Origin of the sequence: Glycomyces luteolus (assembly GCF_027622875.1) — a bacterium.
GTDB lineage: Bacteria > Actinomycetota > Actinomycetes > Mycobacteriales > Micromonosporaceae > Glycomyces > Glycomyces luteolus.
Genome location: NZ_JAPZVP010000006.1, coordinates 19,575 through 45,704 on the forward strand (window position 1 = coordinate 19,575; position 26,130 = coordinate 45,704).

30 protein-coding genes and 1 pseudogene are annotated in these 26,130 nt (G+C 65.1%); 12 read left to right on the forward strand and 19 right to left on the reverse strand.

The genetic code is table 11. From position 1 onward, the window contains the following. Positions 1 to 66: 66 nt before the first annotated feature. The 10 genes from O1R50_RS08880 to O1R50_RS08925 all read right to left on the reverse strand — a co-directional run bounded on the left by O1R50_RS08880 (position 67) and on the right by O1R50_RS08925 (position 9,436). Positions 67 to 1,170 (reverse strand): hypothetical protein, encoded by a 1,104-nt coding sequence (locus tag O1R50_RS08880; protein WP_270109610.1) that lies wholly within the window; start codon positions 1,168 to 1,170, stop codon positions 67 to 69. Continuing rightward, positions 1,163 to 2,047: a thiopeptide-type bacteriocin biosynthesis protein gene (locus O1R50_RS08885; RefSeq protein ID WP_270109611.1), complete on the reverse strand. Its 885-nt coding sequence runs from the start codon at positions 2,045 to 2,047 to the stop codon at positions 1,163 to 1,165. Before O1R50_RS08885 ends, O1R50_RS08880 begins: the two co-directional genes overlap by 8 nt. Continuing rightward, complete coding sequence (locus O1R50_RS08890) at positions 2,047 to 3,273, reverse strand: lanthionine synthetase C family protein (protein WP_270109612.1); 1,227 nt, start codon at positions 3,271 to 3,273, stop codon at positions 2,047 to 2,049. Before O1R50_RS08890 ends, O1R50_RS08885 begins: the two co-directional genes overlap by 1 nt. Beyond that, positions 3,270 to 6,332: a lantibiotic dehydratase gene (locus O1R50_RS08895; RefSeq protein WP_270109613.1), complete on the reverse strand. Its 3,063-nt coding sequence runs from the start codon at positions 6,330 to 6,332 to the stop codon at positions 3,270 to 3,272. Before O1R50_RS08895 ends, O1R50_RS08890 begins: the two co-directional genes overlap by 4 nt. A 78-nt stretch (positions 6,333 to 6,410) precedes the next feature. Next, entirely contained in the window at positions 6,411 to 6,563 is a 153-nt protein-coding gene (locus tag O1R50_RS08900; RefSeq protein WP_270109614.1) for an FxLD family lanthipeptide, read from the reverse strand. Positions 6,564 to 6,659: 96 nt separating this feature from the next. Beyond that, positions 6,660 to 6,812 (reverse strand): FxLD family lanthipeptide, encoded by a 153-nt coding sequence (locus O1R50_RS08905; protein WP_270109615.1) that lies wholly within the window; start codon positions 6,810 to 6,812, stop codon positions 6,660 to 6,662. Between the two features lie 33 nt (positions 6,813 to 6,845). Further along, positions 6,846 to 8,117, reverse strand: a complete 1,272-nt coding sequence (fxlM, locus tag O1R50_RS08910; protein WP_270109617.1) for a methyltransferase, FxLD system — start codon at positions 8,115 to 8,117, stop codon at positions 6,846 to 6,848. A 10-nt stretch (positions 8,118 to 8,127) separates the two neighbouring features. Beyond that, positions 8,128 to 8,688: a hypothetical protein gene (locus O1R50_RS08915; protein ID WP_270109618.1), complete on the reverse strand. Its 561-nt coding sequence runs from the start codon at positions 8,686 to 8,688 to the stop codon at positions 8,128 to 8,130. Next, a complete protein-coding gene (locus tag O1R50_RS08920) occupies positions 8,685 to 9,071 on the reverse strand; it encodes a hypothetical protein (protein ID WP_270109619.1) in 387 nt (128 codons plus the stop codon). The genes O1R50_RS08915 and O1R50_RS08920 overlap by 4 nt, the downstream gene beginning before the upstream one ends. Further along, positions 9,068 to 9,436: a hypothetical protein gene (locus O1R50_RS08925; protein WP_270109620.1), complete on the reverse strand. Its 369-nt coding sequence runs from the start codon at positions 9,434 to 9,436 to the stop codon at positions 9,068 to 9,070. The genes O1R50_RS08920 and O1R50_RS08925 overlap by 4 nt, the downstream gene beginning before the upstream one ends. Positions 9,437 to 9,627: 191 nt before the next feature. On the opposite strand from O1R50_RS08925, the pseudogene O1R50_RS26310 reads away from it, so the two are divergent. Further along, positions 9,628 to 10,101, forward strand: a pseudogene (locus O1R50_RS26310) (class IV adenylate cyclase); the annotation flags it as partial. Between the two features lie 72 nt (positions 10,102 to 10,173). On the opposite strand, the gene O1R50_RS08930 reads toward O1R50_RS26310, so the two are convergent. Genes O1R50_RS08930 through O1R50_RS08945 form a run of 4 tightly spaced genes read right to left on the reverse strand, consistent with a single transcriptional unit; the run spans position 10,174 to position 12,660 of the window. Beyond that, on the reverse strand, positions 10,174 to 10,299 hold the full coding sequence (locus O1R50_RS08930; RefSeq protein ID WP_270109622.1) for a hypothetical protein: 126 nt from the start codon (positions 10,297 to 10,299) through the stop codon (positions 10,174 to 10,176). A gap of 2 nt (positions 10,300 to 10,301) precedes the next feature. Next, positions 10,302 to 10,961: an endonuclease/exonuclease/phosphatase family protein gene (locus O1R50_RS08935; protein ID WP_270109623.1), complete on the reverse strand. Its 660-nt coding sequence runs from the start codon at positions 10,959 to 10,961 to the stop codon at positions 10,302 to 10,304. After that, entirely contained in the window at positions 10,949 to 11,560 is a 612-nt protein-coding gene (gene tmk, locus O1R50_RS08940) for a dTMP kinase (protein WP_270109624.1), read from the reverse strand. The genes O1R50_RS08935 and tmk overlap by 13 nt, the downstream gene beginning before the upstream one ends. Next, on the reverse strand, positions 11,557 to 12,660 hold the full coding sequence (locus tag O1R50_RS08945; RefSeq protein ID WP_270109625.1) for a radical SAM protein: 1,104 nt from the start codon (positions 12,658 to 12,660) through the stop codon (positions 11,557 to 11,559). The genes tmk and O1R50_RS08945 overlap by 4 nt, the downstream gene beginning before the upstream one ends. A 201-nt stretch (positions 12,661 to 12,861) precedes the next feature. Between O1R50_RS08945 and O1R50_RS08950 the strand changes: the two genes are divergently transcribed. Both O1R50_RS08950 and O1R50_RS08955 read left to right on the forward strand, forming a co-directional pair. Next, positions 12,862 to 14,238, forward strand: a complete 1,377-nt coding sequence (locus O1R50_RS08950; RefSeq protein ID WP_270109627.1) for a helix-turn-helix domain-containing protein — start codon at positions 12,862 to 12,864, stop codon at positions 14,236 to 14,238. A gap of 72 nt (positions 14,239 to 14,310) precedes the next feature. Next, positions 14,311 to 14,757, forward strand: coding sequence for an NADAR family protein (locus O1R50_RS08955; protein WP_270109628.1), 447 nt, complete (start codon positions 14,311 to 14,313; stop codon positions 14,755 to 14,757). A gap of 29 nt (positions 14,758 to 14,786) precedes the next feature. Here O1R50_RS08955 and O1R50_RS08960 read toward each other — a convergent pair whose 3' ends face one another. Then, positions 14,787 to 15,914 (reverse strand): pentapeptide repeat-containing protein, encoded by a 1,128-nt coding sequence (locus O1R50_RS08960; RefSeq protein WP_270109629.1) that lies wholly within the window; start codon positions 15,912 to 15,914, stop codon positions 14,787 to 14,789. Positions 15,915 to 16,332: 418 nt separating this feature from the next. Here O1R50_RS08960 and O1R50_RS08965 point away from each other — a divergent pair, with 418 nt between their 5' ends. Next, the gene (locus O1R50_RS08965; protein ID WP_270109632.1) at positions 16,333 to 16,665 is read left to right on the forward strand and encodes a hypothetical protein; all 333 of its coding nucleotides are present in this window, start codon (positions 16,333 to 16,335) and stop codon (positions 16,663 to 16,665) included. Positions 16,666 to 16,865: 200 nt separating this feature from the next. Here the strand turns inward: O1R50_RS08965 and O1R50_RS08970 are convergent, their stop codons facing one another. Both O1R50_RS08970 and O1R50_RS08975 read right to left on the reverse strand, forming a co-directional pair. Next, positions 16,866 to 18,236: an AbiJ-related protein gene (locus O1R50_RS08970; protein ID WP_270109633.1), complete on the reverse strand. Its 1,371-nt coding sequence runs from the start codon at positions 18,234 to 18,236 to the stop codon at positions 16,866 to 16,868. Positions 18,237 to 18,351: 115 nt separating this feature from the next. Then, a complete protein-coding gene (locus O1R50_RS08975; RefSeq protein WP_270109634.1) occupies positions 18,352 to 19,053 on the reverse strand; it encodes a hypothetical protein in 702 nt (233 codons plus the stop codon). A gap of 431 nt (positions 19,054 to 19,484) precedes the next feature. Between O1R50_RS08975 and O1R50_RS08980 the strand changes: the two genes are divergently transcribed. The 5 genes from O1R50_RS08980 (at position 19,485) to O1R50_RS09000 (ending at position 22,657) form a co-directional block, all read left to right on the forward strand. Beyond that, a complete protein-coding gene (locus tag O1R50_RS08980) occupies positions 19,485 to 19,952 on the forward strand; it encodes a hypothetical protein (RefSeq protein WP_270109635.1) in 468 nt (155 codons plus the stop codon). 26 nt (positions 19,953 to 19,978) lie between these two features. Then, positions 19,979 to 20,557, forward strand: a complete 579-nt coding sequence (locus tag O1R50_RS08985; RefSeq protein WP_270109636.1) for a 2'-5' RNA ligase family protein — start codon at positions 19,979 to 19,981, stop codon at positions 20,555 to 20,557. A 108-nt stretch (positions 20,558 to 20,665) separates the two neighbouring features. Next, on the forward strand, positions 20,666 to 20,851 hold the full coding sequence (locus tag O1R50_RS08990; protein WP_270109637.1) for a hypothetical protein: 186 nt from the start codon (positions 20,666 to 20,668) through the stop codon (positions 20,849 to 20,851). A 430-nt stretch (positions 20,852 to 21,281) separates the two neighbouring features. After that, a complete protein-coding gene (locus tag O1R50_RS08995) occupies positions 21,282 to 21,572 on the forward strand; it encodes a hypothetical protein (protein WP_270109638.1) in 291 nt (96 codons plus the stop codon). A 278-nt stretch (positions 21,573 to 21,850) separates the two neighbouring features. Further along, positions 21,851 to 22,657, forward strand: a complete 807-nt coding sequence (locus O1R50_RS09000) for a Tox-REase-5 domain-containing protein (protein ID WP_270109639.1) — start codon at positions 21,851 to 21,853, stop codon at positions 22,655 to 22,657. Between the two features lie 8 nt (positions 22,658 to 22,665). On the opposite strand, the gene O1R50_RS09005 is transcribed toward O1R50_RS09000, so the two are convergent. Next, complete coding sequence (locus O1R50_RS09005; RefSeq protein WP_270109640.1) at positions 22,666 to 22,866, reverse strand: hypothetical protein; 201 nt, start codon at positions 22,864 to 22,866, stop codon at positions 22,666 to 22,668. 39 nt (positions 22,867 to 22,905) lie between these two features. Between O1R50_RS09005 and O1R50_RS09010 the strand changes: the two genes are divergently transcribed. Next, positions 22,906 to 23,388, forward strand: coding sequence for a hypothetical protein (locus O1R50_RS09010; RefSeq protein WP_270109641.1), 483 nt, complete (start codon positions 22,906 to 22,908; stop codon positions 23,386 to 23,388). Positions 23,389 to 23,482: 94 nt separating this feature from the next. Here O1R50_RS09010 and O1R50_RS09015 read toward each other — a convergent pair whose 3' ends face one another. After that, positions 23,483 to 24,478: an IclR family transcriptional regulator domain-containing protein gene (locus tag O1R50_RS09015; protein ID WP_270109642.1), complete on the reverse strand. Its 996-nt coding sequence runs from the start codon at positions 24,476 to 24,478 to the stop codon at positions 23,483 to 23,485. 167 nt (positions 24,479 to 24,645) lie between these two features. On the opposite strand from O1R50_RS09015, the gene O1R50_RS09020 reads away from it, so the two are divergent. Together O1R50_RS09020 and O1R50_RS09025 are read left to right on the forward strand one after the other, a co-directional pair. Continuing rightward, on the forward strand, positions 24,646 to 25,248 hold the full coding sequence (locus O1R50_RS09020; protein ID WP_270109643.1) for a hypothetical protein: 603 nt from the start codon (positions 24,646 to 24,648) through the stop codon (positions 25,246 to 25,248). After that, on the forward strand, positions 25,230 to 26,114 hold the full coding sequence (locus tag O1R50_RS09025; protein ID WP_270109644.1) for a hypothetical protein: 885 nt from the start codon (positions 25,230 to 25,232) through the stop codon (positions 26,112 to 26,114). Before O1R50_RS09020 ends, O1R50_RS09025 begins: the two co-directional genes overlap by 19 nt. The last annotated feature ends 16 nt before the right edge of the window (positions 26,115 to 26,130 follow it).

Here is a 26,130-nt window from a genome sequence, read left to right on the forward strand (position 1 = left end):
GGATTCTCCTGTCTGATGTTGTGTTGACGTCCTTGATGTGGGGGACGCATCGCATCCCCACGGTGCTCAGGCTCCCTCCGGGACCCTGCCGAGGAGGTGCTGCAGGCGGGTGAGTCCGACATCGGCGACGACTTGGAGGTGCTGGTGCTGCAGTGTCGGGTCCTGGAGCGGGGCGAGGCCAGCCAGCTCCAGTGCCGTGGTGAGGCTCAAGGTGGTCCGCTCGTCTGCCAGGGTCTGGAAGACGGGGTCGCTGAGCAGATCGCGGGCAGCGTAGGCGTCCCCGTTCCGGGCGGCGATCGTAGCGAGGGCCGCCGTCAGCTCGGGTGTGTTACCGGCGTGGAGATGAGTGAGCTCTAGGACGCTCAGGCCCAAGCGGATCTGGAAGAGCTGCTGTTCAGGTGGCAAATCCAGCTGCCGCACCATGTCGGCTAGTGAGGCGCAGGTCGCCGTGTCCGCGCAGCCGGTCGCGGCGGCGAGACAAGCTTCGAGGTAGGCGGCGAGGACCTTCTCCCACGGGTCGATGGCCGTGGTGTCGGCGATCATGGCTTTCGCGCCGTCGAGGTCTCCGGCCATGAGTCGGGCGATGATCGCGGTCTGGCGTCCGTCGAGGAGCCGGTCGCCGATGCCGCCTCGGCGTTCGCTGGCGAGTAGCGCTTCGTCCCAACGGCCGGCGCGGGTGAGCGCTCGGGTGCCGTCGGAGAGGAACGCGGTCCACAACCGCTCGTGCGCGGCACGTCGGCTTCCGGTGGAGTCGGTCAGCGCCGTGAAGTCGATCGGGTAGCCGTCGATGCTTGCGGCGCTGCCGTCAGCGGCGGCAGCCAGGGTTTGGTCAAGAATCTTGTGGGCGCGGTCGCCGTCGCCGGCGCGGATGGCGAGCCGGGCAAGGTTGATGACCGGCTCCATCGCGAGGCCAGCGTGCGTTTCGTTGAGCGGTGCGTGGTCGGCGAAGGTGCGGAGTTGCCTCCAGCAAAGATCGGCCGCGAGGTCACCGGCGCCGACGTCGCTGGCGATGAGCGCGGTCAGGTTGAGCGCTGCTGCCGTCTCGGTCGGGGTTCTTGCCTGGTGAGCCATGGCGGTGACGGCTTCGACGCGCCGGTCGAGTGGCTGACAGCTCGGTCTGGCCCTGGGCACGAGCGGGAACCAGATCGCGAGCGCTCGCAGCTCATGCATCGGATTCGTTCCCTTCGGAGTCGGTTCCTCGGCTGGCGGATTCGGTTCGGGGGCTGGTGAAGACGGCGTCGCGGGCGGCGCGGGCGAGGTCCCGTTGGCCTGCCACTCGCAGTCCGATCCGGTTCCAGCAGAACAGGAGGTGGTGGCCGAGGACTTCGCGGAGGCCGCGTTCAAGTCGCCCCTCGTCTGCGAGTTGCCGCAGTGCCGTCCCCGCGGCCCGGTACTCGCTGAGCGCATCAGCAGCGGCTGTGGCGGTGCCGGCGCCCATCCGGGCGATGGTCGCATCGATGTCCGCTGTCATGAGGTGTCGGGCGTTCTCGGCCGCTGCATCCGGGTTGGATTGCGGGTGGGGGTCGGCTCCGCGGATGGCTGCGAGGCGGGCCCAGATGTCGCCCTGCTCGTACCATTCCAGGCCGGCCGCGCGCGTCATGGCCGTGCACAGCAGCAGCGAGAGTTCGCGCCGCTTGTCGGTTTCTGGGTCGCGCCCGCAATGCGTGAGGTACTCGGCGACGAAAATTGAGTCGCGGTGGAAAGACCGGTGAGCAACGGCCATCGCGGAGGCGCCACCGAAGGCGTAGGTCTCGGGTTCGTAGATCTGATGGGTGAACTCGGCGATATACGGCTTGGCCTGTCTGCTGGTGAGGATGTCGATGAAGAGCGTGCGCGCCCGGAGAGGCGTCACGTCACCGCCGGGCAGGTATCGCAGTCGCCACTCCGGGCTCTTGCGGATGAAGAACCAGCCGTCGAGGACGCCGTCTTCCATCGCCGACCGAATCTGGGGCCACAGGACCTCCGTGAGGACGTGCTCGGCGCGGTCGGGCTCGGCCAGCTGGATGCTGGTCTGAAGCCACGGGGTCGGCGGGCAGAGGATCCTCATCAACGCAGTACTTTCGGTGCGGCCAGACCCAGGGCGGCATCCCAGGTGGCGTCGTCGGTGATGCGCGGGCCGAGGCCGTGCAGGGTCAGTGCGAGGCCAGCTTCGCCGTCGAGGAATCCGTTCTCGGGGACGGCGCTGGAGCGCAGGCGTGCTTCGAGTTCGGGGAGCGCCGCGGCGAGCCGGTCGTCTTGGGCGTCTTCGGCAGCGCGCTGGATGATCCGGTAGAGCCCGGTAGTCCCGTGGCACAGGCCGCCTTCGACCAGCCTGGATTGCTGGTCGGTGTCGGCGAGGCAGCGCAGGAGGGCGTCTTCGGCCCGGCGTTGGCGGACCGGGTCGTCGAGGGCGATGGCCGCCAGTTGCAGGGCTCGGGCGATTCCCGGGGTGCCGTAGCACCAGCTCGGCCGCCCGGGGCCGGGCTGGGTGCTGCAGCCGCGCTCGAGTTCACTTTGGGTGAGCCACTGGGGCCACCAGCCGTGTTCGTGCTGCCAGGTGTCGTAGAAGGACCAGATCCGCTCGATCGCGTCCCGCTGGCCAGGGACGCTGACGCCAGCGTTGTGGGCGGTGGCGAGGACGACGAGCGGTCCGGCGATGCCGTGTGCGGCACCGAGGTTGACGTGGCCGCCGGGGAAGTCGCTGGATTGTTTGAGGAAGGGGTCGTGGGCGGACCACCATCCGGGCAGCCAGGTATCGCCGGCGCGGATCGGTTTGGTCAGGTCGACCAGGTAGGCGAGGACTTCGCCGGTGAGCTCGCTTCCGGGTTCGGTGGCCAGGAGGTAGGTGCCCAGGCCCGACAGGCCCGAAAGCTGGCTGTATTCGGCGAATCCGGTTGGCAGTTGCTGCCGGATCCGCTCGCGGGCCAGGGCGAGCCGTACGGTGATGATGATCTTGACTCGTTCGTGGAGGCGGTCCCGAAGCTCACCGTAGGAGTCCTGGGTGTCGGTGGTGTGCAGGACGAAGCTGATGGCGGGGGCGCCGTTGAAGAGATTGGTGGCGGTGGCGCAGTTGGTTCGGGGATAGGCGGTGGCGCGCAGCCAGGCCCGGGCCGTGCCGGGGTCGCCGTGGCCGGTGCGGACGCGTTCGAAGTGGAGCAGCGCGACGCCGAGGCGTCCGGCGCCGAGCGACTGCGCGGCCACGCCCTCCCGGAGCGGCACGGTTCCCGGGTCGGCCAACTCGGCGGCGATGCGGTCGGCCGCTGCGGTGCTGGTCGTGGCGGTGCTGGTGTTCATCGGGTTCGGCTCCTTCGGTTACGGGATCGCCAGGCGAGGGCGGCGGCGCGAGCGAGCCTGAGGCAAGCCCGCTCGGACTCGGGGTCGATGTCGATCGCCCTGATGTAGTGCAGGTGCAGCAGGGATGACAACACCGCATCCAGGTCGCCGCGACCGTTGATGAGGAGTTCGAGCCGGTAGGTGGCGACCGCTCGGCTCCGGTGCTGCCAGGCGTCGAGAACGCCGCTGGCCGATGCCGATGCGGTGAGGCGGGTGGGGTCGCCGGCTTCGGTGTCCAGGAGGCTGGCGAGGGTGGCGACGGCGTCGCGGTCCAGCGGGGGGCCGGATCGGTCGACGTGGTCGAAGAGCCAGTTCATGCCCGCATCGACTGAGCCGGTGAAGGCGATGACCAGGTCGATGAGACTCGCCGCGCACAGCGCCTGGGTGATCACTGGTGCTTTGGCGGCGTGGCGGATCTGGGCGAGCGCGGCGGCCGTATCGGCGGCGAAGACCTCTTCGGCCGCTTGCATAGCCCCGCCGTGGCCGTACCGGCCGGTCTCGGGCACATAGGTGTCGAGCTGGAGGCGGCTGATGAGGCCCCGTCGGCGCAGGTCCGCGGCCCAGGCACCGAGCCGCTCAACGGCGGAGCCGTACCCGGTGGCTTCGGTCAGCCGGTATCGCAAGCGCAGGTGCGGAAGGGGGTCCTTGTAGCGGATGAACCACCATTCGGGCGTCTCGGGCCAGGTCCCGTGCAGTGCGTCCAGGTGTCCGTCGAGCAGGTCGTTGAAGCGCCCGGGGTGGCTGTAGACCTTGGCGTAGAGCCACGATCCCGCACCGGGGAGCTGCTCATCCGCCACAGTGGCCGGTTGCAGCGGCCCTTCGAGGTGGCGGGGCCGTGGTTTCGGCGGTGCGGTCGCGGCGAGCGGCAGGGTGATCTCGTGGGCTCGGCCGCTGATCCAGCCGAGTTCCGCCTCGGTCGGGGCTTCGCGCAGGATCACCGTCTGGTGCCGGTCGAGTTCGTGGCGCAGTAGGGCCAGGTGGGCGTCGTCGGCGGTGTCGATGCGGACGCGGATGTCGCTGTCGCCGAGGTACAAGGTGCTGGGGATCTGGAGGTCGCGTTGCAGCTGTCGCCATGCTGCCGTCCATTCGCTCCAGGGGCGGTCTTTGGCGGGGAGCTGCCGAGCGGTGATCTTCCACCGGGCGGCGGTCAGGATGCTGCGGCCGGAGCGTACCCGTGGGAGCACCGGCAGGGCCGCGGCGCCGCCCCAGTCGAACATCGCGTAGACCGACGACGTGGCGCGCGGGAGTTCGGCGAGGAATCGCTGCATCGGGTGCAGCCGGATCGCCGGTTCGATCGCGTTGGGGACCATCGGCTCGACGATGCCGCCGTCGGCCAGGTTGACCAGGTAGAGCCGTTCGGCGTCGGCCGTGACCGCCAGGTCGTCGAGGCGGAGTGCGCCGCGCTGCTCAGTCGGGTATTCGCCGAGGGCGAGGAGGTCGGGGAGCGCCTGCGGGACGCGGCCGACGTTCGCCGTCGAGGCCCACAGCGGCGGGCCCGAAAGCTGCACATGCGAGGCCCCGACCGCGGCAGTCGGGAGCTGGCCCCAGAGCGCCGCTATCCGGTCGCGATCGGCCTGGTCGAGCAGGTGGAGAAACCTGTCCTCGGTCGTACCGACCGCGCGTCCGGCGCCCTCGACGACGAGTGTGAAGCGGCTGGTGGCGAGCGCGTCGAGGTCGGCGGCGCGCAGATGGAAGGCGATGCCGACGTGCGGCGGCGCGGTGGGTGAAGCGACTGCGATGCGCTCGGTGTCGGCGGCGTCGAGGTCGATCTCCATGCGCCCTTGGGCGACCGCCTCGTGCGCGAGCTGCAGGAGCGCCCGGTCGCGATCGGTCGCCCACGGCTCGGACTTGGCGAACAGGGAGTCGCGGAACCCCGAGGGGAACCCGAGCCCGGCAACCGGATCGGTCAGCTCGCGCACGCGCACGACCTGGCCGAGGCCGTAGCGTTCGAGGAACTGGTGGTGGTATGCCGTCCAGGACGGGAAGCCCTCGGGGAAGCGGGTCAGCCGCTGCAGTTCAGTGGCGGCGTGCTCCGCTTCTGCCACCACGGAGGGCGGCAAACCGAGCTGGGCGTCGATGCGAAGGTCGATGGCGAACGCGGGCCGGTGGGATTCGGCGCCGAGGACTTCGGCGGCCTCTCGCAGCGGTAGCTGAGCCGGGCCGCGACCCGTGAGGTCCTGTATGGAGGAAAGGAGCCGGTGCGCCGTCCTTGTCGCTTCTACCAAAGGGTGTGGGCTCGCCAGGTCGGCCGCATCCAACTCGTCCAGGAAGAGTTCGAGCGGGTCCGCTTCGGCCATCGGCGTCCTGAGCGCGGTGATAAGTGCCCCTTGGGCGACCATGGACCGGAGCATCGCGGTGATCGCGTCCTGCAAGGTTCGCGGGAACTCGGCGGTGAGCTTGACGGCGAGGTCGGCGAAGCGGATCGGGTCCTCGGCCCACCGCATGGCCGTCTCAACCGCTCGGGTCCATCGAAGTGAGACCACCCCAGGGCCGGGCTCGTCGCTGTCGGCTTGCGAGAGCAGCACCAGCCGTTCTCCTTGGACTGCGGCGAGGTTGTTGGCCATGACCGCCAGGTCGGGAAGCAGGTCGTGTTCGAGCTCGGTGATGATCTGGTGGAGCAGCCTCGCGTCGGGCCGGACGATCGCCCAGTGCGCGGCACCGATGTTCGCGATCGGCTGCGGAGCAAAATGGACCGGTGCGATGCCGGCGAAGAGCCCGAACGGGGTGGCGCGGGATTCGCTGCGAAGCCGATAGCGCAGCAGGGCCAGCGCGGCCCGGCGGATCTGTTGGGGTTCGGTGACCTTGTCCGCGCAGATCGCCTCGATGCGGCCTGCCAGCGCGGGCGCGGCGGCCTCGATCGCGGTAGCCAGGTGGCCGTGGCCCCAGACCGTCCGGATCCATTCGCGTTGCGCGGCGGCGGCTTCGGGACCGGTGCGTTCGGCGTCGGGGAGGCGGGGCTGTGATGCGATTGGCGTGTGGGCGCTCAGACGGACCAGTCCTGCTTCGACGGCTCGGAACATGCCGGGTTCTCCTTGGACGGGGTGCTGGGGCAGGGGGCCGGTACCGGCCTGGGGACCGGTACCGGCTAAAGGGGGGCTCTAGGAGCAGCTGGCGCAAGAGCTTTGGCAGGTCGCGCCGCAGCCGCCACTGCTGTCGTAGAGGATCTTCCCGAGGTCGGGGCCCGACTCGACGAACTGGATGTCCAGTTCGAAGGCGTCCTCGTCCACCTTGTCGAGCTGCTGAGTGTCCATGTCGCTCCTTGTTCTTCTCGGCTACGGATCAATGCACTTGTCCGGGAGCAGGATGTGGCCGGTACTGGTCTGGGAACCAGTACCGGCGAAGGGGGCCTAGCTGCAGCTGGTGCAGGCGCTGGCGCAGGTGGACCCGCAGCCGTCGCTGGTGTCGTAGAGGATCTTCCCGAGGTCGGGGCCCGACTCGACGAACTGGATGTCCAGTTCGAAGGCGTCCTCGTCCACCTTGTCGAGCTGCTGAGTGTCCATGTCAATCACTCCTTGTGATTCTCGGTTTGCGGATCAGTTCGCCTGGCTGGTAAGACCGGGAGCCTTGGGCCAGGAGACGGTGACGCGGCTGTGGCGTTTCTCGACGACCAGGCCGCGCGGGAGGTCGCCGTCGAGGGCGTCCTTGGGGTGGACTTCGAAGTGCGGGCCGGTGCCGCGGCGCTGGTCGCGGTCCCAGCTGCGGATGTGCGCGACCATCTGGCTGGCGAGTTCAGTCGCGTTGGGCCCGTGGGCGTAGGCGCCGAATTCGAACTCGGTGCGGTCCTCGGTGACCGGACGAAGCGTCAGGTAGGCGAGCGAGTCATGGTCCCAGACCGCGGACATGCCCCAGCGCAGCGTGAGCGTCACGAGCCCGGTGGCCATGCCCTGGTCGGTGGCAGTGAGGTAGCCGTAGGTGGGTGAGACGGTCGCGAGCCACATGTCCAGGTCGTCCCACGGTTCCATCCCGCCGACCAGGATCCCCGACCACGACTCGTGTTGCGGCCCTTCCAGTGCGAGCCGCAGCGGCTCGGCTTCGACCGGCTGGCGGTCGTCGACGCGGAGCACAATGTCATCGTCGTGCAGGCCGACCAGGCGCTGGCGGTTTTCGGCGGCACCCTGCATCGGCACGAACCCGGCCAACTCGAACTCAGTGCAGACGAGGTGATCGCCCTCGGGCTGGAACACGAAGGAGCGTTCCAGGCCGTGTACGCGCAGCGGAACGACGAGGCGGCCGTCTTCGGCGAGTTGATCGGTCCATGCAGGCGGGATGTCGGGGGCGCTGACGGTGACGAGGATGCGGTCGAACGGCGCGAACTGCTCGGCGCCGAATTCACCGTCGGCGCAGACGACAGAGACCACATCGTCGTAGCCGGCGCCGGCTAGGCCTTGCTCTGCCCGCTCGCACACCTCCGGGTCGATGTCGAGGCTCACGACCCTGCCTTTCGGGCCGACGAGCTCGGCGATGAGCGCCGCGTTGTAGCCGCCGCTGCCGATCTCGAGCACGGTCATGCCTGACGTGATTTGGGCCTGCTGGAGCATGGTCGCCTGAAGCCACGGGGCCGAGACCGAGCTGATCGCCACCCCGTCGCCGTCGCGCTTCATGATCGGCACCGCGTCGGCGTACGCCTCCTCCAGGCTCACGCCAGGCGTGAACAGATGCCGCGGCACCGTGCGCACGGCAGCCAGGATCGCCTCGTCGACTGACTTGCCGATGTCGGCGCGGTTCTTCACGATCGCCTCGGCCAGTTCGAGGCGAAGACGCGCGGCGGTCTGCTCCTCGTCGGTCTGTGTGGTTTCTCGGGTCACCTGTTCCTCCTCATTCACGGTGTGCCTGTACTTGCTGGGTTCCCGGTGGTGAAGGGAACCCGGTCCTTTGCCTGGGGACGTCCATATGCGGGTGATCACCACTGCCCCGATAGACGACGAACGGGGCGAAAACCGGGTGGATCGCCACTTTCAACCTAGGGTCGAGGACCTGCTGGTCTACGACGCACCACCACACCGCCATCGCTTGGCCGACCATGGCGAGCACTTCGCTGGAGTCCGGATGGTCGAAGCGGGCATCATTCGGGTCGAGCAGCAGCTGCGGGCTCTTGCCGAAATCCCAGCGGATGATGCCGACCGTGGAGCGGAAGTCGCTGTTGCGGCACAACCACATCGCCCGGGCGTTGTGGTAGTGGACGCTGAGCCACTCGCCGCCGGAGAGGATGCGCCCGATCTCCGCGGCGGCGAGCAGGTCCGGGCGCCGCCGCTCGCGAGCCGGTGTGATGCCGTCGAGACTTTGGGGGAACTGGTCATGGGAGGGGGCCGACCGCTCAGTGTTAGCGTGCGCGGTCGGCCCGGCCGGTTGGAGGCTGCGCTGCCAGGTATCCATCACGCTGCACTCCCGGCGTCGTGCTGACACCGCGGGCACCAGACTCGTGCGCGATCGCAGCGAGCGGGCCGATAGCGCCAGCCGGCCGCCTCTGCCCGGCGCACCAAATCCCCATAGCCCATACAGGGGACCTTCAACTGAGCCTGGCAGAGACAGCAAGACACCAATCCGATTCGCGGAGCACCCACCCGCTCTGCAAGATCGTCGGCGTCAGTCTGATAATCACGGATGTCGACAGCCCGGTAGACGCGGCCGCCTTCGGCGACAGAGGCGTCCTCCGGAGGAAGCTGCCTTTTGAAGTTGGAGAAGCCGTCGACTATTGACGGGCCCTGTTCGGAGTTCGCATCGATGCACGCCCATGCCTCGGCGCTCTTGGTGCCGTTCATTGGTTCGCTCCCTTGTCGAGGATGCTGTGAACCCGTTCGCTAGGGAGTGGCTGCGCCAGCCGGACGGCGGAACTGCCAGGCAGTGGTTCCCCATGGGCAACTGCCGCTCGGAGTTGACGGACGCTGCGCAGCAGGTGCATTGCGAGCAGCGAGTCCGGCTCGATCCGCGGGAAGGCTTCGGGATTCCATTCGGCAGCGAAGGCATCTTGGGCCGCGTCCCAGGTCAGCTGGCCGGTCGCATGGGTCTGGCCGTGCGTGCTCATCCTGGTGAGCACCATCGAGTCGGGCTCGCCCGTGGCGGCGAACTCGTACCCGTACCCGGAGATCGTGCCGAGCGGGGTGCCGGGCGGTGTCGGTGTCGTCATCGGGTCCTGCACCTCCTTGGAACCGTGTTCTCGCGCTGTGTGATTCCCATTTCACTGGTGTCGGTTGGTGTCGGCAAGGCGCTGATCAGGGAACCGACAATCCATTGACAACCGTGTGCTGCGCCGGTTCCGGCCGAGGCCCCGGTAGGCTCGGCTCCCGGTCACCGGTCCGAGCGAGGCAAGGAGTGAGGGTGCGCCGCGAAGTAGAGGTCAAGTTCCGTATCGCCGATGCAGCGGAGGTGATGGCCAGATTCAAGACCGAAGGCGTGGCATGGTCATCTCCCGTCTTCCAGGACGACCAGGCGTACGCGCCCAGCACCTGGTCCTACGGGATGGACAAGACCGGTGTGCCGTTCGCTCGCCTCCGCACCGAGGACGACCGGCACGTGTTCACCGTGAAGACGCCGCAGTCGAATGAGATGGACTGCCTCGAACATGAGACGACCGTCGCCGACCGTGCCGCGATGCACGCCGCCGTGGTCGCGATGGGATTCGCGCCGACGGTTCGCATCGTCAAGACACGTCGGAGCGGGTCGTGGGGCGAAGTGTCGCTGTGCCTCGATGAGGTCGAGCACGCCGGAACCTTCCTTGAACTGGAACTACTCACCGAAGACGACCCCGCTCGGGTGCAGCAGCAACTCGCCGAGCAGGTTCGGGCACTCGGTATCGAGGGCGTACGGGTCACCGACACCTACGACACGCTGGTGCGTGAGGCGTTGGGCGTTGGGCGTTGGGCGTTAGAACAGCGTCGGTTCCGCAGTAGGAACGGCGACGGCGATCCGCTCGGCATCGCCTTCGAACCGGACCCGAAACGCGCTGTGGTCGGTCAGTCCGAGCGAACGGGTCTCGTGCAGGAACTCCACACCTACGACACGCTCCGCCAACGCGGCACCGGCGCAGACATAGTCGTATCGGTACGGTCCCCGGTACGCCCGACCCAGGTGGCTTCCTCGGCGAAGCCCGCTGCCGCAGCGAGGTCGACCAGGCCGGCGTCGGCCAGGCGCGGCAGGACTTCGAGCTCGAACGGCAGCATGGTCCGCGCCTGCGGACTGCCGGCGGCGACGATGTTGAAATCCCCGGCCAGGATCAGCCGCTCGCGCATCGACGGATCACACTTCTCGATCGCGGTGAGCAGCTCGGACAGAAAGGCCCGCTTCCGCTCGACTTTCAACTGGCTGCGATCGCGGCTGGGCACGTACACACCCAGGACGATCGCCTCCGGGTTGGTCGACAGCGGTAGCGTGGCGAGTCGGTGTGCGAGCGTCACTGGCATGCCCTGCGCGACAACGCGGCCGGGAGCCAGCCGAGCGGCGACTGCCGCACCCCGGTCGCCGCCCATGTCGGTGAGTTCGGTGCAGTTCCACCCGGCGCGTGCGTAGCGGTCCATGAGCGTCGCGGTGCCCTTGCCGGCGCTGGTCTCGGTCAAGACCACCACGTCATCGTCGGCTGCGGCAAGCCAGTCGCCGATCCGTGCCGCACGGTCAGGGGCAGCGGCACCGATATTGACCGTCGTCAGGGAGAACATGCAACTTCCGGGGCGTTGAACTCGGAGAGAACCGCGGAGGCGACCTCGGCCGGCGTGCGGCCACGGCAGTCGATGACGGCTTGGCGCCAGCCCTCCTGGTCGAGGAACTCGCGGGCCTGACGGTACAGGTCGAGTTCCTCGGCCGGCCCGCCCACGCTCTCCAACCGCGAGCGCGCCCGCCGCTGATCGAGGCGTTCGGCGATGACCTCGGCATCGTCCTCGAGGTAGACCGTCAGGGTGGGCGGGATCGTGTACTCGTTGTACGCCCAAATCTCATCGACGGCAAGTCCGTCGAGGCGTTGCAGGACCAGCGAAGAGGGCACGTAGCGGTCGCACACGACAGTGAAACCGGCGTTCAAGTGCGGGATGATCTCCTCTTCGACATGGTGGGCGCGGTCGGCGGCGATCGCCAGGCCGAGCGCCCTGCCGGTGACCGTGGCTTCGGCGGCGCGCAGGAGCCTGCCCAGCGGGGACTGGCTCGGCTCGGTCGTGGCATGGACGCGAGGGTCGTTGCGGCGCAGCGCCGCGGCCAAGTGAGCACACACCGTGGTCTTCCCGACCCCGTTGGGCCCCTCCACAACGAGGAACCGCCCGCTCATCGCTTCACCGCCAGAGGAATCGAACGCTTCGGAGAGGAGACGATAGAGCACTGCTCGCTGTCGACTTCGCCGATGCGCTCGCCGCGGGCGACCACCGCCGCCGGGCAGCCCTTCCCGCAGACAGCGTCCATCGCGCAGGAACGACACGTCGCATTGGCCCCGACCCGGAACCGGCGGTGAAAGCGATAATCGTCGAGAGCGCCAGCGACGTCCGCCTCGAGAATGTTGCCGACCATGAACTCCTGATCGAGGTAGCGCGAGACCGGGTTGCGGGCGGCGAACACGAGGTAGGGGCAGACCGCGACCTGCCCGCGAGTGAAGACGTAGATGATCTTGCCGGCGTCGCAGCCACCGAGCGGCTTGTCCTCGTTGGGGAAGCGGATGCGGACCGTCTGCATGTCAGGGCGGTCGAAGCGCGCCGTGACCGCTGCGATCGCTCGCATCTTGTCCTCGTCCGCCGCCAGGCGCCCTTGCGATGCGATCCCGCGTCCGAACGGCGAGAGCGGGTTCATCAGCACGTACTGCGCGCCGATGTCGCTGGCGAAGGCACACAGATCGGCGAACTCCTCGGGCTCCGACAGCGCGTTCGGCGTGGACAGTAGCCCCTGCAGCAGACCCGCTTCGGCGAACTTCCGCGTCGTCTCCACGGTGGTCGCGAAGCTGGAGCGATCGCCGCGGAACTTGCCGTGGGACTCGGGCCGGAACCCGTCGAACGAGACGTTGACGTGCACGTCGCCGAGCCCGACGAGCTCGGCGATCTGGTCATCAGAGGTCGAGGTCGCGTTCGTGCAGATGCCCAGTGGCAAACCGGCCGACCTGACGGCCCGGCAGATCGCCATGATGTTCGGGTGGACGAAGGGTTCCCCGCCGGTGAGCGTCAGGCGTTGAACTCCGGCTGCCTTCAGGCGCGGTATCACCCTGTCGACGATCAGTTCGAGGGGCATGTGATCGCCCCAGTCACCAGATGACACAAAGCAATGTCCGCAATGGAGATTGCAGCGCTCGGTGATCTGTACCAGCGCCTTGCGGCCCTCGCCCGCGATCGAGGTTCGGAAGTAGCAGCTTGACGCGTGGGTGTCGACGATCAGGGACCTCTTCATGAGCCCTCCTGGCAGGTGTTGGCGTGCTCGGAGCGGAGCGCGATACAGTTGCGACCACCGACAGTGACGACCGCCACGACCCGCTGACTCGATTCCACCTGTCGGACGAGATGTCGGCAAGCACTGGCAGCGATGATTGACAAACCATTGACAGCGGCCCCATAGTCGTTACCCACAGGACCGGACCCCTGGAGGATCGTCTTGGAACCCAGAGACATCGCCCGCATGAAGGCCGACCTCGGCCTCATGCTGGCCGACCTCCGGGATGCGAAAGGCTGGACACAACAGCAGCTCATCGTCGAAGGCCGAGTTCGCACCTCGCGGTCCACGGTCGCCAACACAGAGACTGGAAGGCAGTTCCCCGACGAAAATTTTTGGTCCGAATGCGACGACGCTCTCGACGCCGAGGGTAGCCTTCTCGCCGCATACCGCCAGGTATTCGAGGCGGTCCAGGATCAAAAACGATCCGAGGCCACCGCGGCCCGTCAACGACTTGAGGAACAACGACAGTCGTGGAGCGAACCCACCAAGACCGCAATCAGGCTCGACTTGACCGGTGGTGACATTGCAGGAGGAGCCGCAGCCTCCACAAGCCACACCGTACCTAGGGACGCATGGGATCAGCCCTCGCGCAATCAGCTGAAGATTGGGAGTCTTCGACCACCCCACAGATTGCAGGGCTCCCAGTTGGACGCTGCAATCGAGCACCTGGCAGACCTGTGGCACACCTTGGTCAGAACTGACAATCTTTTCGGCCCTCGCCATGCTCTAGAATCAGTTCATCAGCAACTGTCGATTCTAGATTCGCTTTTGGAGTATGCCCAAGGTGTGCAGCGGCAGGAAGTCCTGAAGCTCGGCTCACGGTATGCCGAATCCGCAGCTTGGCTTCATGAAGATACCGCCAATATGCGGAGAGCTGAGAATTGGACACGACAAGCACTGGAATGGGCTACTGAGGCGGGAGACCAAGCCATGGTCTCCTGGGCGATGTTCCGCAGGAGCCAGCAGGCCACGACGCGGAGGAACGCTGCCCAGACGATCAGCCTGTCCAAGGCGGCCCAGAGGAATGAAGAGCGGCTTGCGGACCCTGCGCGCGCTGCCATCCAACAGCAGGAAGCCCAAGGGTATGCGCTGGAAGGAAACGAACGCGAATGCCATAAGCGGCTCGACGACGCTCACGAATTCGCAGCTTCCCCTGACACTAAGAGGGATGGCCGTACCGGTCACGGAGATTTTTGCACGCCAACCTACATCGAAGTTCAACGAGCAAAATGCTGGCTTACATTGGGGCGACCAGAGCTGGCGGTCCCGATATTCGAACACGCAGTGGCTCAGGTTCCAGACGTTTACCACCGGGACCGCGGCCAGGCGCAAGTGTTGCTAGCTAGGGCGTATGCAGGAGTCGGACAGTATGACGCTGCTGCTGCCCGGGTCGCCTCTGCGCTTCAAATTGCGCGTGGTTCCGGCTCATCTCGAATGCTCATCGATGCCGTAGCCCTTGCAAGAGTGATCGCGGCTGAATGTGACTCGCCAGCTGTGAGTGGCCTGCTCACTGCCGTTGACGAATTGAATGAATAGTAGAACCGACAGAGAATTTCTCCGTTGGAACGCTCTGACGCTCACATTCTCTTCGAATAGATTGGCAACCTGATGGCGATAAATTTCTATACACCGAAGTACTACGTATTCAACAACTTCTCGGCGCATTCCATCGAGTACCGAGGGAAGCTTTACCCAACCTCGGAGCACGCCTACCAGGCCACGAAATGCACAGATCCCGTCGGCCAGGAGACAATTCGCAGGGCCCGTAGTCCACTCCAGGCCAAAACACTGGCTAACGAGACCTATCGCGCCGCGAAGGACCCTGACTGGGGCCGTAAGAAAGTAGGCGTTCTTGAGGAGATCCTGCGCGCCAAGCTTGAGCAACACGCAGAAGCCCGGGAAGCCTTGAAGGACAGCGGCCGCGAGGACATTGTTGAGGATTCGCCGACCGACTACTTCTGGGGCGAAGGCGCAGACGGATCAGGCCAAAACATGCTGGGCAAGCTCTGGATGAAGCTGCGCGACGACTTCCGTGCGAATCAAGTTGATTCCTAACCATCTGACGCGCGGGTTAAATCGCATGCTTAAAGTTCTCCTTCAGGATTTACCAGCCTACCCCAGCCAGTGTTTTGCGCATCTACCCCAACGCGAAGATTTGCAGGTATTTTGCTAGGCTCTATCTTGAATCGGATATCATCATCAAACTTGAATCGAGTAACGTCAATTCCTTCAAGATTGACACCGTCATCGAATGACAAGTTCCTTATCCAAAATTTCTGCTGCACCTTCAAGTTCTTGAAACTGCCAGCACCCTTGTACTTCATATTTGATAGACCGACCTCGCTGAAATCAGCATCCTCAAGAACAATATTTCCAACGTTTTCCATCATGTATATATACAATCTGGCAGGGCCCCTGGCCTTTGAGAAGTTGACTTCATGGCTGGCTTTAATGTGGTAGAAATCGGCATTAGTCATAAATGTTGCTTCAGTAAAGTCCACAGGACCTTTGAAGTGCGCAAAATTGAACTTCGGCTCAGTCTCAAATATTGCATCTTTAAAGGAGGCCCCTATCTCGAATGTAGCGTAATGGAAGTTGCTATTCGTTAGTTTCGCTCCAGTGAAATCATTGTCCGCCAGGTATGCGCCAGTCAAATTGAGACGTTCATGTCTCCAATAATTTCCTTGATTTCCTTTCCATCGCACATGGCGCTGCAAGATTTCATTGGCTGTCATTCGAACAAAGAACTCCTGCTTTATTTCGTCAGTTATAGGCGTAGGCAAAGGTCCCATTGGTTCAAATAGGTGGGTTGAGTCCTCGTTTGAAAATCTCTCTGAAAGCTCACTAAAATTTGGAGCCGGCAGTCGGAGATACGCACAAATCTCATCGAGGATGATCTGACGGAGCTCCTTATGCTGCTCCCCGAGACGCTCAAGGTTGTGCAGTCCACCAATCCGAACCACCGGATTGGTAGATCCAAGTTGCTCCACAGCCTTGATTCGAAGTTCCGTAATCCGTTCTTGGGTCGCATGGAATTCAGAGTGCTGCTGGCGTCGTATTCCGATTATCAGAGTGGCAAGAGCACCAACTCCAGCCCCCACAAGCAGTGCATTCCGGATAACCTCTGCACGGAGCGTGGTTATCGTGACATCGCGTTCCGTTGTTCCTTGACCGTCCAGATCAGTGACGTAGTGAATTTGGAACTGGTACATCAGCCATGCACCAAGTATCACTGTGACAGGAGTTAATAGGAGCGCCAAGAGCCATGGGCTAATCCCTCGAGGTCGGCGCACATGAAGCGAGTTTTTGCTAGCGGGCATGAACCAATGATAGTCGTCCGTAGCATGTCACGCTGCATGGCCCGCAGGCACTTCCGGCTATCGCGGGAAGGCCACTTCTAAGTCGGCGCGGTGGCAGCAGTGTCCCGGGGTCGAGCCACATCGCCTTGTCGAACCCCGTCGTCAAGTAGCCCAATATCCCATGCCGCGCAACCAGTCCAATCACCGGACGACTTGAATCCAGTTTTTGGGCGGAGGGCCCCGGCCGTGAGCGGCAGCAGTAGCGATCGCCGCGTTCGAGCAACCCACCGACTGCCGTCTCGACGCAGGCCACCGCCGCTTCCTCCTGCACGTGAACGGATGGCCCCCGTTCTGGCCTGTCGGCTTCTTCGGCCTACCTGAACTCAGCGACCGGCTCCGCATGGCGAGCATGGCGGTCGACCTGACAGCTACGAGAGACCTTGCCGACGCGGCACTCGAGGCCGACGACGTGTACCTGGTTGCATGGGCGCGTGAGGGAGGCACCGCAGTCGTCATCCGTCCCGGCCGCCCTCGCACGGGTGAGCCCGTGTGGTTCGAAGGCGTCCAGACAACGGTGTACGGCAACTTCGAGTGCTTCCTCCACGCCGCCATCGCACGGCTCCTCGCGATCACAGGTTCACTCGCAGGCGGCGCAGAAGGCTGAAGTTCTACACCCGCGATTGTCGATTCCCTCGGCCGCCTATATTCGCCAACAACCTCATCGAGCAGTCGATCCTGGTCGGCATTGCGTTTGTATACGAATGCTGCCGGCGGGCCAAGCATTGCCCACCGACGTCGGCAAGACCCGTACTCCGGAAGCGCCGACGACCGGTCATGAGCAGCTGCGATCCGGCCAGTCCGTAATCATTGGCCGTATGGGGTGACATCGAAGCGGCCGAACAGCTCCATGAAGAACTCCTGCAGGACTTTCTCAGCCCGCGACTCCCGCTTGAGTTCTTCGTGGCCGAAACGGAAGACCTCGTATCCGCTGAGTTTGAGTTCTCGATCGGCCCGCATGTCAGCCGCATACTTGGCCTTGTCGGTGAAGTGCTGTGAGCCGTCGACCTCCAGAACCACGCGCTGACCATGCGGCAGCAACAGAAGGAAGTCCATCCGGAAGCGGAGCAGGGCCTCGCGTCCGCGCTGTTTTACGGTCTTGGGATCCCAGTGCAGCCACACCTCGGGCAACAGTGCCGGGAGCTCGGGAACAGCGGCACCGAAAATCCGGTGGTAGAGGACAAAGAGGTTGTGCTGGCCCGGTGAGTTGTCGGGCAGACTCTCGCACAGCCTCTGGTAGAGGCCCCGCTTAGCTTCCTCGGCATCGGTGACATCTCGGGTCTGTTGCCACCAGTCCTGCAGGTCCCGCCACCGGACGCCACCGGATCCGATCGGCCTGTCGTAGACCAAGACATGGTCCTGGTTGCCGACGACCTCGATGTCGTTGTCAACGGCATTGCGAAACCGCAGGTCGGGTTTCTCCTTGGACGCGAAGATCAAGTTCTTGGGCCGTCGACTTCGCGGCAGACCTGAAGGCACGAGAGCGAAGACCGGGTAGCCCTCGGAGATGCCAGTCTCGCGTACTTCCACGCCGGCGGCCCGCAGACAGGGGTCGATGGCGGCGACCAGGCGGCGCTGGATCAGCTCGTCAGGGACCAGATCCGCTGAGACCAGCGCTTCCATGAATCGGACGAATCGGGGGTGCGGAGCGGCGAAAGCACCGAGCTGCTCGAATAGATCCTCAGCGGACCAGTCGCCCGGGTTACGCAGCACATGCCGCTCGACATCGGCTCGCAGACCCGGCAAGGTCTGCACGGCGAGCAGGCTGAAGAAGTCCTCGTCGGGAAGCCAGAACCAGGTGAGAACGTCCATAAACCGACCGGAGTGCTGCGTCAGGTCGTCCAAGTCCAACGCTCGGGCGATCTCGCGCCGTACTCGCTGGGGAACCTCTACCGTTCCCTGCTGCGCCCGCAAGATGTCTTCGAGCGCTCGGCGTTGGGACGCCGACAGAATCTCCTGACCCAGGAGGCCAACAATGACCGAACCCAAGCCGGCATCGGGAAGTGCGTCAAGACTGGCTTCGAGCCGCTCGGCCTTCGTGCCATCCTGAGCTGGCGTGGGCAGGCCGAGCCGTTGACACGCTTCGGGAAGATCTTTGTGCCTGTAGTAATCCTTGAGACCAAGGACGATGGGGCGGATCAGCGCCCGTAGCTCTGCGTGTTCCACCGTGTCCACCATCTGTCGATTGTCCCCGCCACCACCGACAGGCGGCAGAACGTGTTCAGATCGGGGCAGCCGAAGGTAGCGAAGGCACGTCGAGCCGAACGTCGCCGATCTCTAAGATCAGACACGCTTACGGCAGCCTCCCCAACAACCCCGCCACGGTTCCCACGATCATGATTGCATCGTCCCGACTCCAGGCAAAGTCGCTCGTCACCTCGTCGTCATGGCTTGCGCCGCTCGCCAAGCTGTAGAGATCATCGATCAGGACACGCCAGCGTTGCGCTTGCGTCCGTTGTCTCGCAACAGCGTTCTGTGCTTCGGGCGCCACTACTTCCCGCACGTATTCGAGTGCGGCCCGCGCCTTGATGACCGCTTCCTCGAACTTGCCGTCCGTGATGTGGCCCTTGGCCTCCCGGATACGGCCGACCGCTCTTCGCAGCTCGCTGCCGTCGAGCGGGAGCGGAACGAGGACTTCCATCGCGACGGCCGCGCCCAGGCTCTCAAGCTGTCGCGCCCATGATTCTGCCGGTACGAAAGCCACCTCCTGCGCCTCAACGACCGGATGCAGATCGCGTACCGGGTAGAGGAGTACGGCACTCAGATGAAGCTGGAGCTGCAAGTCCCTGCCATCTCGCAGTGTCTCGATGGACCAAAGCTGGTTATCGCTCAGGCCGCACGACAACTGCTCCGTGCAGTCGAATTGACGTGTCGTCACCAGCTTGAGATGCAAGGGCCCGAGCCAACTGGTCGCTCCGTTGGGAAAGTTGGTGTACACCTCGCCGCCGAGCTGAATCGGTAGTCCCTCCGCCAGCCCAACCGAGGCGACGGTCACCGTGACAGCCAATCGGTGAGCTCCGGTACCAGGCGTCAGGTTTACCGTAGTCGCTCCGGACCCGACGCTTACTCGTAGCGCCTTGCCATGGGTGAAGTTCAAGTCGACCATCGTATCCTCTTCGGTTTCTCTTGTGAGCACTGTCAATGGAATGTCGGCTTTCGAAGGATCGACTTGCCGACGCACTCCGACACGGATGCAATGGCGATGGATGCTCCCATCCGATCGAGAACTAGCAGCGCTCCACGGGGCCCCCACTCCCCCTGTGAAAGACGGAGTTCAGCGCACTCGCGTCCTGGACGGAGTCGGCGTAGATGTGGACCGGAACGCGAAACCCCTGGCGAAAGGAATCAACCGAACGCTCATTAGGCACCGCAACCACGGTCCCGGATGGCACCCGGCGAGGTTGCGGCTTCGAGAACGGAGTCTCGATGCAGCAGATCATATCCAAAATCCTGGTGCCGCCGCTGCCCGCGAGGGCCAACCGCGATGTCCGTCTGGCGCTCCGGGCGGCAGCTCAAGTCGAGGCCGCGTTCGGCACACGACTGCTGCTTCCGGGCCTGGCAACGTGCCGGGACTGCGCGGTGGTGATGGTGCCGTGGCCGTGGCTGAATCAGGGGCCTGTGTACGCCTGCCACAACCAGCGGTGCGACGCGAGCCGCGTCTATGCCCGTGATGCCGATGCGGCCGCATGGCGGCTGCTGCAAGCAGAACCTGTGATGCGCCAGGCGCTCGCGCCGCTCAAGCAAGCGACCGACATCCTGCGCGTCCTGCGCGGCCGCCTCGAACAAGTACTAATCGACACGCGACCCGGCGGGCCGTTGCCGGTCGAGCTGCGCTGGTCGCAGTTCCCTCCACAGGATGGCGGTGTTCCAAAATGGAGCGAAGGACGAGGGTAAGCCAGAGCGCGGCGGATAACCGCATCATGGAGCACCGTTGCTTCCACACAGAGGTCTCGGAGATCACGGTCGGTGCGATCATCGCGATCCCCGAGTCCTGGTCCGGTGCGCTCCAACAGGCTCGCAAGGACTCCGGCGACCCGCTAGCCGCCACCGTGCCTCCGCACCTGACCCTGCTCGCCCCAACTACGCTCGCTTCCGATCAGTTGGAGACGTTGGCGGAGCACCTCGCGATAGTGGCTGACTCGATGGCCGCTTTCACCATCGCCCTGCATGGGGTGTCTTCGTTCCTGCCGATTTCCCCGGTGGCCTTCGTACCGGTTATCGACGGCGGCAAGGATCTTGCGGCGCTCGCAGCGGGGATCCGCTCAGGTCCAGTTCCGCTGCCGCAGCAGTTCCCCTTCCACCCGCACGTGACCGTAGCTCATCGAGTCGAACCGGATGGGATGGAGCGCGTCTGCCGATCGCTCATGACATTCGACGCCACCGTGCCGGTCGATAGGTTCACGCTCTCGATCTCCAACTGCCCGCCAACCTGCCCAGCCGCGTCATGGATGCCGTGGCGCGAGTTCCACCTTGCGAAATCCTTCGCACACCGCGTCTAGCTCCGCGCGACACACCACCTCAACTCAACTCGATGGAAACGAGGACCTATGGATCTTCCTGAACCCGATGCACCCGTCACGGACGACTTCCACAGACTGCAGTAGCGGTTGGACGCAACGATTGAGAAGCTCCGGTCCGATCAAATGCTCCCGTCCGAACCGGTTCCGCGCTTCGCGGTCATCGCCGGAGTTCTCGACGAGCTTTGCCGCCAGAACCCCGAAATCGCTCGATTCATCGCCGCGGCCGCGCTCGAGCGCCTTGTCAGCGGCGAAGCCGACGCAGTTCACCGCTGACCACCCGTCACATCCATATCCGGTGAGTGGTCCACCGCTGCCGGAAACCCTTCGCCGAGAGAGGACTCACATCTTGAGCCTGCGACTGCGGACGCAGCCCCGCCGAACCGAAATCCGCCTATTGCAGCCCGACGAGCAAGATGCTGAGTCGGAGCCAAAGGAATCCACTGACCCATCGCCCGTTTTCTCCATTAACGGATCCGCCCAGCTGCAAGAGTTCGACGAGTCGGCCCCGGAGATCCCCCAAGAACCAAAGCCAGTGGAGGGAAGCGGCACCGGCAAGCCGAAACACGGCGCAGCTCCCGTCGCTACTGTCTCGAAGCCTTCACCGAAGGCACGAGCGGTATCCCGGCGGAAAGGCCGAGATAGAACCTCCCGTCCAAGGACGCACCGGAAGGTCCTGCTGGTCTGCATTCCGCTCAGCGTTGCCGTGACCGCCTTCTCGATCGTGACGACCCTGCTGGGGGCCACGGGCGGCATCGTGGTCTCGACACTCGCGCTCGCAGTCGTCGTGTGGGGCATGACCGTCGGGTATTCGCGTCGCACCTGGCCCTACCTCGGCTGCAAGACCTGCGGAGGCACCGGCCGGGACTACGAGCCCCTCCTTCTGGCACTGCTGTGCCTGCGGCGCAAGCGAGCGTGGAGGGACTGTGCCGTGTGCAACGGCAAGGCCCGTTACGACAGAAGAGACCGATCGAGCAGGCGCACTCGTCGCGGCTAGCCTCGCGGAAACGTGCAACGCTCTTGCTGCCGGATCCGCCAGCGCCCCTGTTGCGGAAAACCTTCCTCGCCGACCAGGGTTTCGCCCCGATTCGCTGGAGCCAGCGAGTTCTCTAACGCTGGGGAACTCCTTCAAGCTCGCCGAGGCCGAGAGTATCGAGTAGACACATTCTGCGGGTGCCCACATCGAACCGTCGACAGCCCCAATAAAGACCGAGAGCACTTCTCAGACATGGATCGAATACGCTACATCGGTTCCACGTCTGAGAGGCCACCCCCATGTCGATTGACGAGTTCAGCGCCGCCGTCGGCACCGCCGCGGACAGCGTCGAAACCGCCCTCACCGCGATCCACGCCGCGAAAGACACCGGCGAAGGGCTCGCCGGACAGCTCGCCGGCCTCGGCCTGGAAACGAAGACCGCGCAGACCCACAGCATCGCCGAGCGCCTCGAGAGCGAAGCCGCCGCGGCCGCGGCCGCACTCAAGACGAAGCTGGAGGAGCTCCGGCAGGAAGTCGAGGGGCTCAAGCAGAGCGGTTTACAGGGCGGCGGCACCAGTCCCCGCACCGCCACCGTCCCGGCCACTGGCTCCGGCGCACCGCCCGCCGCGCCGACTGCCCCCACGTTCACTCCTGCCGGCACTTGGGCGACCCCGCCGAAGCGAAGCTTCGGCAACCCTTTCAACGCTGAATACGAAGAATGGGTCAAAACCGCGAATGGCGGCCCCGCAGGCGACTTGGAGTACCAGGTCATCGGCCCCACCGGCAAAGCGGTCTGGTTCGACGCCCAGCGGATCGAGGACACCGGCACCGGCAAGGTCGAGTACTTGATCGATGCGAAAGGGAACTACGGCCAGTTCGTACAGCCGGACGGCACCTTCAAGTGGTTCTTCCGCGAACGTGGCGGCCTCGAACACACGCGGCAACAGGCCGAACGCCAGGTGCGAGCCGCCGGAGGCCGACCTGTTGAATGGTGGTGTGCTGACGAGGAGTTCGCCGACGCACTCAACGACTACCTCGACCGCGACGTCTACCTGCGTGGCAAGATCGAGGCATTCCACAAGCCCTACCCGGAGGAACAGTCATGAGCTGGGCGCTAGTCACAAGCTCCACCCGGCAGGCCGAGAAAGGCCTTGAAGGCGAAGCCGCCCGACTGATCGGGCAGCTCGAGATCGTCTCCGACTTCCTCCACGAGCAGTACGGATTCCGACCCGAATGGCGGAACCGATTTGCCGACGCGTCGCAATGGCGAGAGGTCTCCGCTGTCGCCGCGCTCATCGAGCAGGGCGTCGCCCATGATGAGAGCGTGCCGCCACAGCCATGGCCCGAGCTCGGCATGTCCGGGTCGGTCCAGGCATACCACCCCGACTCCGGCGAAGGCGTCGCTGACTGCACCTGGCACGTCGGAGGCGACGATACCTTCAAGTTCCACACCAGCTATTCATTCGAACCGAGCCCGGCACCGTTCCCCGCCGGCGCCGCAGAACCGCTTACTGAACTGCTGACCACCGCTGCGGCGGCAGTCGAGGCCGACGAAGCACGGATCACGGTGCGAATGGTCCAACGGGCCCTCAGAAAGGCCCGACGCGAGGTGGCGGGTCGACTTGGCCCGATCATGCTGGTGCCCGACATCCGCCGCATCGAGCAATGGCCCGCAGGCATCACCGCGACTCCGGCACCGGAGGGATACCCGGACGGGGCCGTCGTGTCCGTCGATCCCGAAAGGGTCGAGTCCCCGAACGAGCTGGTTCCGGTGCTGCTCGAACTCGATGACCTCTTGAGGGAAGATGTTGCGCCCGAGGCACCGACTCAGGAATGAGTTGACCGCTGGCTACTGCCACATCCGTCCAGCAAGCCGTCCCGCAGCTTCGAGGCGTCTTCCGACTCCTCGGAGTGCACGCCTTGTCTGTATCTCAGGTTGAAACTGGTGGGAGTGGCCCGTCGATGAGGTTGCTTAGCGCGACAGCCGCGTCTCGTAGGTCGCTCTTGAGTCGATCGCGGGCCCGTTCAAGCTGGTCGAGGCGCACTGAGGTGGTGAGGACGATCCGGTCGTCAGTGCGGGGGCCGTTGCGGACGAGGACTGCCAGACAGGCTCCCTCTGCACAGTATTGTCCCTCGGCCGTATAGATCCGGCCTGGTTCTCGAATCAGTTGCGGGGCAAGGGCCTCGATGGTTGTCGGCGTCCGCTTGGTGAAGGCCCTCATGCCGTGGGTCTGGAGGTACCTGTGGCGTTGCGCGTCGTCAACCCAACTGAGCGCAGCCTGACCGCTGGCGGTGGCGTGAGCAGCGTCGGCTCCGATATCGACTAGCAGCGAGGTGCCGTCAGGCGCAGGTTGCAGGTGCGAAAGGATCAGGCCGTCGGCTTGGGATAGGCGGACCAAGGCCGCGTCATGTCCGGAGACGCTGGAGAAGTCTTTCAACACCGTTACAAGGTCTTCTTCGCTGACGGTGCACGGCGGCAGGAGCAGGCCATCGGCGTTAAGCCGGAACCGGTCGTCCCCTACCGGAGTGATGCAGTCAAATTCGATGCCGATGGTCATGGCAGCGCTGACCGCACGGGGCGTCAGGCCGGTTTCGGCGGCCAGTTCCTGGGTCGTCATGCCGTCTACCGACGCCTGTCGCAGGCGGGCGAGAAGCATTTGGAAGTCGCTAATGGCCTTGGCTCCGGCGACGAGGGTCGGGCCCACGACGATCTGGTTCAGGAAGGTGCGGCGGACCCAGCCGCCGGCGACGAGCAGCTCGAGATGGTCGCGAAGGCTCTGATCGGAGGGCCGGTCCCCGGCGATATGCGGGCGGAGCTGCTTGACGGTGTTGCCGGGATGGTCGAGGACCGCCCGGAGGATCGCCAGGGTGCGCTCGGAAGCCTGCACCTGGTGCTTCCTCCGATTGGGATCGGCGCGTGTTTCCATGACCAGACACCTCCTGGTGCGGCGGTTCCGGACGCGGATGACAGACCGCCCAAGGTGCGGGCGTCGGGCGGCGAAGTCCCGGTTTCCGGGTCCTCCCCGAATCAAAGTGTCAGCTATCCGACTCTCAGGACTGCGCTTACTTTCCGTGTTGTGGAACCATCGATTGCGTGAGTCACTATGGTACGCACCACACCGCAGCAAGCGGACTTTCTTTCGTGTTCGCACTCGCCAGCGCACTGTTTGCATTCTCGGCCTGCACTACCGCAGGAGACGCTGGACCAGCAGAAACATCCGAAGACGCCGCCTCCCCGAGCACCTCCGCATCCCCCGCCCTCATTCCCGAGCAGATCGAGGACCCTGAGGACGCGGCCATCGCCGCGTACGCCCGTTACTGGGACACGCTCACCGCCTCGGCCGCTGCGCCGGATGGCGACTACAGCGAGTTCGATGCCATCAGCGCCGATCAGGCACTGGAGTATGCGGTCTCGATCGAATCCGAAGCCTTCGACAACGGGACCCGCATGACCGGCACGATCAGCCGCAGCCCTTCGGTCAAGGACTCCGTCGTGACTGACGACGCCAGCCAGATAGTCGTGCTCGACTGCGCGGACTCCAGCGACATGGAAACGATCGACCAGAACGGCAACACCGTGGCTGGCGAGTCCTATGGACCCCAAGAGGTCCAGGCCCGAGTCGAACTGCTCGAAGGCATGTGGGTTGTCACGGTGATGGCAATCCAGGAGGTCGGATCATGCGTACCCGACGACTAGCGATCCTGACCTCCACGGCGACCGCTCTGGCCTTCGTCGCCATCGCCGCTCATCCGGCCTCGGCGGACTTGAATCCGTCGTGTTCAGATGCCGACGACTGGTGCGAGGTCGAGGTCGAGATCCCCGGAGGTGAGGGCGGCGGTAGCGGGACCGATCCGGGAACAGGAGACGGTGCCGAGCCGCCCGCGGGGGGCGGCTCGGGTACCGAGACCGACGCCCTCACCGACTGCACGTCCTCGATGCTCCCGGACGCCGATGCTCATCCGCAAGCCGGCCCGCGCCCGAATGACCGCTCGGTGTTGGTCATCGAGACCTGCACGACGGAGACGGGCTCCAGCATCCAGTCGGCCGAATGGGTCGAGCTCGGCGCCGACGGCCAGATGCAACTCTCTCCCGAACTGCTCGCCCAGCGAGCGGTTGACCGCCTCGTCCTGCTGCAGCCCGGAATCGAGGCCAGCCCCGAGACCGTGCAGCTGGTGCAGCTGCCCACCTGGCTGTGGGTCAGCGCGACCACCTGGTCCGTGCGCACCGCCCAGGCCGCTGCCGGCGGCCTGACCGCGACCGCCACAGCGACTCCGGTCGCAGTCTCCTGGGACATGGGCGACGGCTCCACGGTCGAGTGCGACGGTCGCGGGACCGAATGGGAACGGGGCACCGACCCTGAGGCGGCCTCGGACTGCTCTCACACCTACACCCGGCCCAGTTCGGAGGAGCTGCCGGTGTCCGCGACGGTCACCTGGCAGGTGACGTGGGTCGTGACCGACACCGGCGGCGCCGAAGTCGCCTCCGGGGCTGAGCCGGACATGTCCACGACCGGGCAGACCGCCTGGCCCGTCCTCGAGTCGCAAGCGCTCGTCGAACGATGAACGGAATCCACGGGGG

Bases quoted from the DNA above. Each gene is read 5' to 3' on its own strand.
- O1R50_RS08895 (WP_270109613.1), bottom strand. From the start codon at position 6,332: ATGTTCCGAGCCGTCGAAGCAGGACTGGTCCGTCTGAGCGCCCACACG.
- O1R50_RS08970 (WP_270109633.1), bottom strand. From the start codon at position 18,236: ATGGTGGACACGGTGGAACACGCAGAGCTACGGGCGCTGATCCGCCCC.
- O1R50_RS09025 (WP_270109644.1), top strand. From the start codon at position 25,230: ATGCGTACCCGACGACTAGCGATCCTGACCTCCACGGCGACCGCTCTG.
- O1R50_RS08955 (WP_270109628.1), top strand. From the start codon at position 14,311: ATGGCGATAAATTTCTATACACCGAAGTACTACGTATTCAACAACTTC.
- O1R50_RS08920 (WP_270109619.1), bottom strand. From the start codon at position 9,071: ATGAACGGCACCAAGAGCGCCGAGGCATGGGCGTGCATCGATGCGAAC.
- O1R50_RS08980 (WP_270109635.1), top strand. From the start codon at position 19,485: ATGCAGCAGATCATATCCAAAATCCTGGTGCCGCCGCTGCCCGCGAGG.
- O1R50_RS08880 (WP_270109610.1), bottom strand. From the start codon at position 1,170: ATGCATGAGCTGCGAGCGCTCGCGATCTGGTTCCCGCTCGTGCCCAGG.
- O1R50_RS08985 (WP_270109636.1), top strand. From the start codon at position 19,979: ATGGAGCACCGTTGCTTCCACACAGAGGTCTCGGAGATCACGGTCGGT.
- O1R50_RS09010 (WP_270109641.1), top strand. From the start codon at position 22,906: ATGTCCGGGTCGGTCCAGGCATACCACCCCGACTCCGGCGAAGGCGTC.
- O1R50_RS08905 (WP_270109615.1), bottom strand. From the start codon at position 6,812: ATGGACACTCAGCAGCTCGACAAGGTGGACGAGGACGCCTTCGAACTG.
- O1R50_RS08960 (WP_270109629.1), bottom strand. From the start codon at position 15,914: ATGTACCAGTTCCAAATTCACTACGTCACTGATCTGGACGGTCAAGGA.
- O1R50_RS08925 (WP_270109620.1), bottom strand. From the start codon at position 9,436: ATGACGACACCGACACCGCCCGGCACCCCGCTCGGCACGATCTCCGGG.
- O1R50_RS08945 (WP_270109625.1), bottom strand. From the start codon at position 12,660: ATGAAGAGGTCCCTGATCGTCGACACCCACGCGTCAAGCTGCTACTTC.
- O1R50_RS09000 (WP_270109639.1), top strand. From the start codon at position 21,851: ATGTCGATTGACGAGTTCAGCGCCGCCGTCGGCACCGCCGCGGACAGC.
- O1R50_RS08935 (WP_270109623.1), bottom strand. From the start codon at position 10,961: ATGTTCTCCCTGACGACGGTCAATATCGGTGCCGCTGCCCCTGACCGT.
- O1R50_RS09015 (WP_270109642.1), bottom strand. From the start codon at position 24,478: ATGGAAACACGCGCCGATCCCAATCGGAGGAAGCACCAGGTGCAGGCT.
- O1R50_RS09005 (WP_270109640.1), bottom strand. From the start codon at position 22,866: ATGGGCGACGCCCTGCTCGATGAGCGCGGCGACAGCGGAGACCTCTCG.
- O1R50_RS08885 (WP_270109611.1), bottom strand. From the start codon at position 2,047: ATGAGGATCCTCTGCCCGCCGACCCCGTGGCTTCAGACCAGCATCCAG.
- O1R50_RS08890 (WP_270109612.1), bottom strand. From the start codon at position 3,273: ATGAACACCAGCACCGCCACGACCAGCACCGCAGCGGCCGACCGCATC.
- O1R50_RS08900 (WP_270109614.1), bottom strand. From the start codon at position 6,563: ATGGACACTCAGCAGCTCGACAAGGTGGACGAGGACGCCTTCGAACTG.
- tmk (WP_270109624.1), bottom strand. From the start codon at position 11,560: ATGAGCGGGCGGTTCCTCGTTGTGGAGGGGCCCAACGGGGTCGGGAAG.